The organism is Streptomyces sp. WM4235, from assembly GCF_001279725.1.
In the GTDB taxonomy this organism is placed as follows: domain Bacteria; phylum Actinomycetota; class Actinomycetes; order Streptomycetales; family Streptomycetaceae; genus Streptomyces.
The window spans coordinates 1-8,937 of record NZ_LGDE01000052.1; the positions used below are offsets into that span (position 1 = coordinate 1).

At 69.0% G+C, this 8,937-nt stretch carries 7 protein-coding genes and 2 pseudogenes; 6 read left to right on the forward strand and 3 right to left on the reverse strand.

Going from position 1 to position 8,937, the window contains the following annotated elements:
- Positions 1 to 264 precede the first annotated feature (264 nt).
- Positions 265 to 357 (forward strand): annotated as a pseudogene (locus tag ADK55_RS39575) (IS5/IS1182 family transposase); the annotation flags it as partial.
- 1,078 nt (positions 358 to 1,435) lie between these two features.
- Here ADK55_RS39575 and ADK55_RS06700 read toward each other — a convergent pair.
- On the reverse strand, positions 1,436 to 2,017 hold the full coding sequence (locus ADK55_RS06700; RefSeq protein ID WP_053676538.1) for a YdeI/OmpD-associated family protein: 582 nt from the start codon (positions 2,015 to 2,017) through the stop codon (positions 1,436 to 1,438).
- Positions 2,018 to 2,679: 662 nt separating this feature from the next.
- On the opposite strand from ADK55_RS06700, the gene ADK55_RS06705 reads away from it, so the two are divergent.
- Positions 2,680 to 3,225, forward strand: a complete 546-nt coding sequence (locus ADK55_RS06705) for an MOSC domain-containing protein (RefSeq protein WP_053676539.1) — start codon at positions 2,680 to 2,682, stop codon at positions 3,223 to 3,225.
- 260 nt (positions 3,226 to 3,485) lie between these two features.
- Positions 3,486 to 3,698: pseudogene (locus ADK55_RS36005) on the forward strand (transposase); the annotation flags it as partial.
- A gap of 319 nt (positions 3,699 to 4,017) precedes the next feature.
- Here ADK55_RS36005 and ADK55_RS40675 read toward each other — a convergent pair.
- Entirely contained in the window at positions 4,018 to 5,025 is a 1,008-nt protein-coding gene (locus ADK55_RS40675) for a hypothetical protein (RefSeq protein ID WP_053676541.1), read from the reverse strand.
- Positions 5,026 to 5,606: 581 nt separating this feature from the next.
- Here ADK55_RS40675 and ADK55_RS36010 point away from each other — a divergent pair.
- Positions 5,607 to 6,920: a hypothetical protein gene (locus ADK55_RS36010; protein ID WP_053676542.1), complete on the forward strand. Its 1,314-nt coding sequence runs from the start codon at positions 5,607 to 5,609 to the stop codon at positions 6,918 to 6,920.
- Positions 6,921 to 7,087: 167 nt separating this feature from the next.
- Here the strand turns inward: ADK55_RS36010 and ADK55_RS06725 are convergent, their stop codons facing one another.
- The gene (locus tag ADK55_RS06725; protein WP_053676543.1) at positions 7,088 to 7,711 is read right to left on the reverse strand and encodes a hypothetical protein; all 624 of its coding nucleotides are present in this window, start codon (positions 7,709 to 7,711) and stop codon (positions 7,088 to 7,090) included.
- A 335-nt stretch (positions 7,712 to 8,046) separates the two neighbouring features.
- Here ADK55_RS06725 and ADK55_RS06730 point away from each other — a divergent pair, with 335 nt between their 5' ends.
- Together ADK55_RS06730 and ADK55_RS06735 are read left to right on the forward strand one after the other, a co-directional pair.
- Complete coding sequence (locus tag ADK55_RS06730) at positions 8,047 to 8,385, forward strand: hypothetical protein (protein WP_159041296.1); 339 nt, start codon at positions 8,047 to 8,049, stop codon at positions 8,383 to 8,385.
- A complete protein-coding gene (locus ADK55_RS06735; RefSeq protein ID WP_053676545.1) occupies positions 8,382 to 8,936 on the forward strand; it encodes a hypothetical protein in 555 nt (184 codons plus the stop codon). Before ADK55_RS06730 ends, ADK55_RS06735 begins: the two co-directional genes overlap by 4 nt.
- Position 8,937 lies beyond the last annotated feature (1 nt).

The window sequence follows — 8,937 nt, forward strand, 5'->3', positions numbered from 1 at the left end:
CTCCGCGATCTCCCACAGGCCGTCCGGAACAATCCAACTCCAAGTACCCCGCCCCATACCGACATCAACGACGCCTCACCACATAGGACACGGTCTTAGCCGGTGGCGCCGGCCTCGAACGTGCACCTGCCCGCCGAATACGGCTCATCGAAGGGCGTCTACCCCCGGCTGCGAAACTGGGCGATCGACGGCACGTGGGAGCGGGTCTTCACCGCCCGGCGGGGGCCCGTCAAAAGGGATTCCGGCCGACGACCCGGCCACCACGCGATCGGGCGCTCCCGCGGCGGCCTGAGCACCAAGATCCACCTCGCCGCCGACGGTCACTGCCGCCCGCTGTGTTTCGTACTCACGCCAGGCCAGGCCTGGCCCGCGAGGTCGTATGAGAGAGAGCGGGGGCGGGTTGTTACGGCGGTGCCCGAGCCCGTCTCGGCCGTCACGCGGCTCAGACCGTCGTACACCTTCTGGCGCTTGACACTTCCAGGAAGCAGCGCGGTGAATGGTCGACTCGGGGAGCCCCCGGCGTTGAACGTGTAGTAGGTGGACGATGGTCTCGCCCGCCGGAGTGGTGAACGGGGCTCCGGCCGCGGTCTCCCGCCCGGTGGCGAGACAGATCTGGGCGTCCTTGAGCTGGCGCTCGACGCGACGCTCGAGATCTCGGCGATGTCGGCAGCCGACAGGCCGGTCTCCTGCAACTGGTGGACCACCTGCAGGAATTGTGGGACCAGGTGTGGTCGGTCATCCCCTCGCCCTCGCCCCGCGTTCAGTGCGGACGGGCGCGACGTTGTCAGCAAACAGCTCTACTGCCACTCGGTCTTCGCGTTCCGCGATCCCTTGGGCGACGGCCGCTTTGGCGGACCCCCCTGGGACCTGGAGACCTGGCGCCCGAACTGGGACTGGGACTCCGCCAAGTGGCTGAAGGCCAAGTGCAACCCGGGCCGGCCTGCGGAGGAGTAAGCACTCGCCGCCGATGACCTGAACCCCTGGCAGACGCGGGCCCCTGGCAACCGTGGGTGGTGCTCACCACCCACACGCCCACCCGGAGGCCGCGTCGTTCACTTCCCTCGCAGGAGGCACACGTGGCGCATCGGCGTGGTGAGCACGCGTTGCCCGCAACCCACCGCCACCCCCGCCTGCGCGACGGGCTGCTTCGCCCAGGAAGCCGCACTGGAGACCGCCCGCCGGGTCTCTGCCCCGTTCCTGTCCAGCAGACCCTGCCGGCTGCAACGTAAGCCCGGGGAGGACGAAGTGCACGTGCTCGTCCACGCGGACGACGACAGGGGCCCCGGTGAGGACGGCTACTTCGATCCCGACGAAGCGGAGGGCGCAGGCTCGTTTCTTCGGTCAATCCGGCCGCCCGCACGGGTGAGTTGACCGTCAAGGACCTGTCGGGGCAGGTGTCGGGCCCGCTAGACGTATTGACCCCCAGTACGGTTGATCATGATGGCCGCTCGGACCTCGCCATCGTCGCCACCATCCGCTCCAGGCGGGCCAGCCGGGTCGTCTCGGTGCGGGCGGTGACCAGGCTGAGATACAGGGCGAACTGGTTGGACTTGGCGAGCGTCTCGTAGAACGCCCGCGCCGTCGGGTTCGCGTCGAGCGCTTCGATGAGATCCGGCGGTGCGGTGGCGTTCTTTTGCGAGGCGTATGCCGTCGCCCAGCGACCGTCCGCCCGCGCCGCCTCTACCTCGGCGAGGCCGCGGGGGCGCATCCGTCCCTCGGCGATCAGGACCTCGGCCTTGTCGACGTTCACCTGCGACCAGGGCGATCGGGGGCGGCGGGGTGTCGTGCGCTGCAGGAAGTACGAGTCGTCGAAGCCGTGCCGCAGACCGTCGATCCAGCCGAAGCAGAGCACCGTGTCGACCATCTCTTCCCAGGTGAGCGAAGGGATGCCGGTGTGCTTCTTGGCGATCTTCACCCAGAGCACGGTCCGCTCCCCGTGATGCTCGTCGAGCCATGCCTCCAACTCGGCCGGGCTCGCGGGGACAAGAATCTCGACGCCGTCCTCGTATTTCTGCATAACCGCAGGCTAGAGGCTATATAGGACAGACTGTGACCTACTCCAGTCCCCCGCCGCCGAATTTCACGGCCTCCGGCGGGGGAATCTGACCTCCCGGCGTCGAGCTCTGCGGGCGCCGCTGGTGGCCCCGCCACGAAGTCGATACCCGACGGACGGCCGGCGACCAGCGCACCACCCCTCGCGAAACCGCCGTCCGCGAAACCCCCGCCGAACTCACCGACCCCAACACCTTGCCGAACGCGGCCCACCTCGCCGCCCGCGACGGAATCAGCACCCGCACCGCCCGCCGCCGCATCCAAGCCGCACGCCAACTCGGCGATGAGCAGGCCGACCCCGACGGGCGCTGACCCCTACGTCTCGCGGGGTCGCCGCGAGTTCGCGGCACCGGACGTTGCCCGCGCGGTGGTGTTCCATCGCGGGCGGGCCCGCCGGAACCCCGTGGTAGGGCCGTCCGGGTCTTCCGCTTCGGCCGGATGGAGATCTTGGCGGCCCGCGCGGACCCGGCGTTCATCCGCGACTTCTTCCTCGACCTCGAAGCACGGCACTGGGACCGGCGGCCCTGACCCGCCTTGGTGGAGGCCCACTGCACGCCTCCCTCACGAGGCTGCTTGCACCGCCTCTATGATCGACCGGCCGCAGAACGACGACAGGTGGAGGGCGTGATGCCTGGTCAGGTGACCGCAGTGAGCCGTAACAAGGGGTACTCGTTCAGCAAGCCCAACCGCGATTCCATCAGGCTGCTCACGGGGCTCGGAGTGGAAGCAGACGTTCACGCGGGTGAGACGATCCGCCACCAGTTCCGCATGACCTACGAGCCGAACCTGCCCAACCTCCGCCAGGTCCACCTGATGCACGAGGAACTCTTCGACGAACTCGCACTCAAGGGCTTCAGAGTCTCTGCCGGCCGGCTCGGCGAGAACATCACCACGCGCGGGGTGGACCTGTTGAGCCTGCCCACCGGCGCCCTGCTGCATCTCGGGGAGCAGGCGGTGCTTGAGGTGACCGGACTGCGCAACCCGTGCTCGAAGATCAACGACTTCCGCAAGGGGCTGCTCGGTGAGGTATTCGCCATGGACCCCTTGTCCGGCGAGTTCACGTTCATGTGTGGCGTCATGGCTGTGGTCCGCCGTGGAGGGACCGTCCGTCCCGACGATTCCATCAAGGTCGAGCCCCCGCCACCCCCTCACCGCCCGCTGGAACGGGTCTAGGTTCTGCTGTGGTCATAGGCATGCCCAGACAAGGGCGGCGCCGCGGCCGAGGCAGACCAAGGCGCCGCGGCCGATCTCCCGCATCGCACTCGATGGGGTGGAACTGGCGACGTCGCGCAACTCGTCCCCATGTTGATCGGTTCCCGGGACATGAGCGACGAGAGCGTCATCACGATCGAGATCCGGGGCCACGAGAAGGCCGCGCTCGAAGCGGCCCACCGGTTCTCCCACCTGTTCCTGTCCATCGGGCCCTGCCGGCTGCGGCGCACCCCGGGCTCGCGCCCGCGACCCGCAGTTCCGGATCCGCGATCCGCGGCGAACAGCCCTCCCGAAGAGGAAACAAGCAGCTCAAACGGGCCTTCTTCCTCTCAGCGTTCGCGGCCTTGGGCGACCCGGCCTCCCGGACCTACCACGACAAGAAAATCACCCAAGGGAAGCACCACACCCAGGCCCTGCTCTGCCCCGCCCGTAAGCTGAGGATGACCTCTGCGTCCTCGTGCTGGGTGAAGGCTTCCTCGCCAGGTTGGGCGAGGTTGTCGGCGGCGGTGCAGGCGGCGTCCTGCTGGGCCCGGGCCAGGACGGCTGACGGCGCGGGCCAGCTCCGAGTCCGCCGGCAGCGGCCGGTGGGTGTGCATGTCACTTCGCGGCAAGGCCGTCCGCACGATCTACCCAGAGGCCTCACGGACCACGGTTGGGACAGGCGTAACGGACCTCACCACTCGAACCCCGCCGTGAAGCCACTTAGCACCACCGCGGTCCCTACGAAGGAATTAGGGCCCCCCGTCGCGGGCGTCAGAGCGCGCTGAAGCCGCTCTCCCCCGGTCGGCGGCAGCCAGTGATGGCCGCCAGGGGGATTCCCCCGATGAAATCCATTTCCTGGGTGGGGCCGACGGGACCGATGACGGCCGCGGTCGCGGACTCCAGGGACGTGCTGTTGGCGTAGATCGTCGGCTTGGTCAGGATCTTGCTCCGCGCGGGCGGCGCGGCGAATTTGTGCCAGCCACTGACCTGGATCCGGTAGAGGTGCCGGTCGTTGCTGGCGTACCCGCCGCAGTCCTCGTCCAGCGCCGTGGAGACCAAGGTCGGCTTGGGGCTGCTGACATGGGCCCGGGCGTAGGCGATCGGGTCCTCAAGGAACATGGCGAGTTCGGTCGCGACGGACGTGTTGTTGCGGGACCTCATGCCGTTCGCCTGCCGGATGACCTCGGGAGAGCGCCCATCGGCTCGGAAGAAGACCAGGCTGGCCGATTCGGCGAGCGTGTACCCGTGCGCGGGGGTGTTGGAGGGCGCCTGCGCGGGCTCCGCGGCGGCCGACGTCTGCCCGGCCGAGTTGGTCTGGTCGGCGCCGGAGGTCTGCTCGGCCCCGCCGAGCCTCAGCTTGTCGGGCTTGTTCGGTACGGGCGGCGGCTTCCTGAACGCGGTCTGCACGGCGACCGGGCCGCCGCGACCCTCGTGGGCGGCACCGGCGGCGGGGGCAGTCCGTGGCTCCACGGCGCGTTGCACACCGAGCTTTCCGGCGCTGCGGAGCACGTCGTGGACGGCGGAGCGCTGCACCGGTGCGGGCGAGGTGGCGATCTCCTGGTGGTTCTCCTGGTGGCCGCAGCCGGCGCCGTGCTCGTGCTGTTCCCGGGCCCAGGGGTGGTCGGCGTCGCGGAGCATCTGGACGACCGCGGCGTTGCCCGCAGCGGCCTGTAGGCCGAGCAGGCCATGCTGCGCGGGCGGGGCGGATGCGGGCCGACGGGCAGGGGTACGGCTGTTGCCCGCCCCGGTGTGGGAGCCGGCCTTCTCGTGATCGTGCACGGGAACCCCTCTTGGTGTGAGATCGTCAACTTCCCTGGGTACGTGGCGGGGAGCCGCTGGCGCAAGGTACGAGCGGGCAGCATGCGGTGACTGGACGGGCACATCCGATGCCGCGGTGATCCGCGTGTGGGCCGGTCTGTTCTCGCCGGGGGGAGAACAGGCCCCGAGGTCCAAGGTGCAGCTGCTCGTAGACGTCATCCGGCACACTGATGCGCAGTTCGTGTCGGGCCGCGCCCGAATCCTGAGCGTTCATAACGTCTCTCCCCGTGGTTCGGGGAGCTGGCAGGGCAGGTGCGGCGGCGAAGCAGCAGAGGTCTTGGCGGAACAGCTGCTGTCAGGTCGTCCCTACCCTGACCCCATGGATGACCTGACGGACACCGACGTGCGCGAGATCCTGCGGCCCCACCGGGACTGCGGCCCCATCAGCCGCCTGTACGCAACCGGCGGGATCACCGAACACACCGGTCCCGTCCTCGGGATGCTCTCATCGAGCTGGACGCGCGAGCGGTGGAGCCCCCGCACAGCCGGTCTTCGCGAGCTGCTGGAGCCGCCCTGTCGGTGCGGTCGGCTAGCGTGCGCTCGTGAACGCACTCGAACTGGTTCTCGCTCTCGGGGCCGATGACCTGACAGAACGGGATGCCGCCGCTGCTGCCGTAGCTGATCTGGGGACCGTGGTCCTACCGGTGCTGATCGGGCAACTGCAGGATTCCGGCTCGCCCGTGAGCGAGTCCGTCCTGCTGGCCGTCTTGCGCCGCATGGGCACGGAGGCGTTCGAGGCGGTGCTCGGCGCCCTGCAGACCTCGGCACCGGGAGAAGCGCCTCATCGACTGTTGCGGGCGTTCGCTGGGTTCGGCGCGGCGGCACTGGACGGCTACGTTGACGCCCTCCTGCTTGACGATTCAACCCTGCGTCGCGCGGCTGTGACAGCGATCAGCCGCTGGAGCAGCGACGTGCCGACTGCTGCGCGACATGTGCTGCCACTGCTGGGCGACCGGGACGCGATGGTCAGGCAGGCAGCGGTTCAGGCGTTCTCGTCGTGGGGAACCGCCGTCGTGCCGATGCTCCAAGCGGTCCGCCTCGACGGTCCTGGGCAGGCGCGACCGGGCGCTCTGGAAGCCTTGGCGGAGGTCGGCGGCGAGGCGGTGATCAGCGCCCGTGACATCGCGGCACTGGAGCGGCTGGCCAGGATTGAAATCGCCAGCGACACGCCGGCTCCGCTCTCCTGCTGCTTCCTCTCCTGGATCGCGGTGCCTACCGGGGACCAGGCCGGTGTCATGGGGATGCTCGGGCTGTCCCAGCCCCGTCCGGTCCCGTTCTCCGTCGGCATGTTTGCTGCGGACTTCGACAGCCATGGCGGCCTCGATGCCGATCCGCTCGACGTGTACCGCAGGGTGTTCGTTACTCCTGAGCTCGCCGGCTGGACCTTGGTGGTCGGTTCCTGGTGCGATCCCAGCGCCACTGAACGCCAGAACGAGGTTCTCGAAGCATGCGAGCGCCTCAGCGCTCGCTTCGGACGCGCGCAGGCCTACTGGTGGAGCGCCTCGCAGGACGGCTCGGCGGTCCTGATCGCCGAGGCGGGTGTCGTTGTCCGGCGCTTCGGCTACTTCCCTGGCGAGGACGTGCAGCACCTGGAACTGGGAGAACCGCTCGCGTACGAGCAGCAGCGGCGCGCCGCGTTGGAGCTCCCCGCTCTGACAGCCGACCGGGTGGACACCGACAAGGACGCCGACGAATGGACGTGGGAGCTCCTCGACCTCGCGCCCAACCTGGCTGGCGCCTTGGGGCTGAACCCGCTGTCCATCGATGCCTCGACACCGACCCGGGGCACCGGGAAACTCGCTCTGACCGAATACGGCCACCGCCTGGGCACACCGCCCGGAGCACTCAGACGGTGATCGAAAGGACGTGGCATCGCAGTGCCCGCGAACGCCGTGAGCCGTCGAACCACCTGTCGGACCTGACGCTCAGTCTCCGTCAGGCCGTCGTCAGCGGCAGCTCTCGCTCCGGCACGGTGAAGCGCATCGATGCTGCGGCCAAGGCCGCGAAGACAGAGCCGAAGGCCCTACACAGACAGCCTGGCCAAGGACCAGTCCAAGGCCTTCTGAGGCCGGGGATAGACCCTCAGCTTCATGTTGACCACTCCGATACCGGACCCGTCGGCGGTTCCGATGGCGGGGGTGATGGTCAGACTGGCGAGGGCGCCGTCCGGAGCGGCGAGCTCCCAGTAGGCGATGCGGTAGGGTGACTTGTCCTCCAGCCGTTCCTCCTCGCTGGGGATCGCATACTCGCCGAGTTCATCGGGGAAGGAGGCGGAGTTCCAGGCACCTTCCCAGGCGGGTTCGCCGAGTACCGAGCAGACGGCAGTGACGTAGAGCGGCCATATCCGATCGGCCTCCGCCAGTACCTGCGGGTTGCCTTCCGCATTGTCGGCCAACGCGCCCCAGACCCAGTGGGAGAGGCTCTGCACGGGTGCCCAACTGCCGCCCTGAGCGTGGAGGGTCATCGTGCCACCGGTGTCGGTGCGCACGTTGAGGACGTATTCGAACTGGGTGGGCGTCCAGCCGAACCGGGCGCACCACATGTCCAGGCCCTGGCCGGGCAGGGGTGGGCCGTTCCAGATGGTGTCCCAGTGAATGTCGGCCAGCCCACGCAGTTCGGTGATGAGTTCCTGCGGGGTCCGCTTCACCGGCGGGGTGAAGGAAATGTGAATTTCTCTCTTTCTCGGGTCTCGTACGTCACGGTCGCCGGCCGGGGGTCACCGATCGGATGGGGTCGGCCGGGCCATGGAAGGTGAGATCGATCGTGCCACCTCCCGGACCCCGGCCCGACCGGCAGCGTGCCGTCAAGGTACGGGCAACACCATGGGACCAGCAGCTGAGGGGGCCCGGCTGGTCGCTGAAGCACGTGCCGCCGCAGCCGCTTCCGATCCGCACCCTGGGGCGGTCGACGAAGTAGGCGCGAGCGATCATGGCCCGACGCGGTGTGCCCCAGCCCTGAAGGAACCTCCCAGCAGCAGGAATAGTGCAGGTTCGGAATATCGCCTCTCCACCAGTGGTCGCCTCCCGCATCTCCCACGCCCGCGGCCGGCTCACCGCCGAGGACTTCCAGAAGATCCTGGCCGTCATGGACCACCTCGGGCTGCCCGTCATGGACCACCTCGGGCTGCCCGTCATGGTCGACGACTTCGACGAACAGCAGCTCTCGGCCCGCGTCCGCGACCTCACCCTGCAGCGCGGCGGTCACTCCCTGCACTGCGTGCTGCCCACCGCGATCGGCAAGGTCATCTTCACCGACACGATCACCGACGGCGAGCTGGTCACCGCCGTCACCGAACGCGCCCGCGCTGAAGGTGCCCGATGACGAGCACTGCGCACTGCATCGAGCACCTCACCCGGCCTGTGCCGTCCGTCGAGGCCATCACCCTGTGCGGCTCTCACCGCCAGGGCACCAGCGAAATCTCCTGTTACCACCGTGAACCCGACCTGGCCCCCAGCGTCCCCCGCGTCGGCGGGCCAGGCCGGGTCGTCGACTTCAGCGACCCGCTCGCCCTGGACAGCGCCCGCATCAAAACCGCGCTCGCCGAGCACGCCACCGCCCCGCTCGTGATCGTGGAGGGCACCTTCGCGCTCGCCTTGCCCAAGCTCACCGCCGTCGCCACGCTGACCGTCTACGTCGACACCCCCGCCGACATCCGCGTGGTCCGCAAAACCCTCCGCAAGCTTCAGGAGGGTCAGGACCCGGCCCCCGGCCTCCTCGGGTACGACAGCAGCCATCGTTCCTACACCCGCAACGTCACCCCCACCCGCGAGCACGCGGACCTTGTCCTTGACGGCACCCGCACAACCGCCCAGCTCACGGCCGAGCTGCAGGCCCACCTGGCCGAGCAGGGCCGGGACACCTCGGCCCCATGAC

What these genes read in the sequence shown, in the direction of transcription:
- ADK55_RS06700 (WP_053676538.1), bottom strand. Translation starts at nt 2,017, where the DNA reads ATGCAGAAATACGAGGACGGCGTCGAGATTCTTGTCCCCGCGAGCCCG.
- ADK55_RS06705 (WP_053676539.1), top strand. Translation starts at nt 2,680, where the DNA reads ATGCCTGGTCAGGTGACCGCAGTGAGCCGTAACAAGGGGTACTCGTTC.
- ADK55_RS06735 (WP_053676545.1), top strand. Translation starts at nt 8,382, where the DNA reads ATGACGAGCACTGCGCACTGCATCGAGCACCTCACCCGGCCTGTGCCG.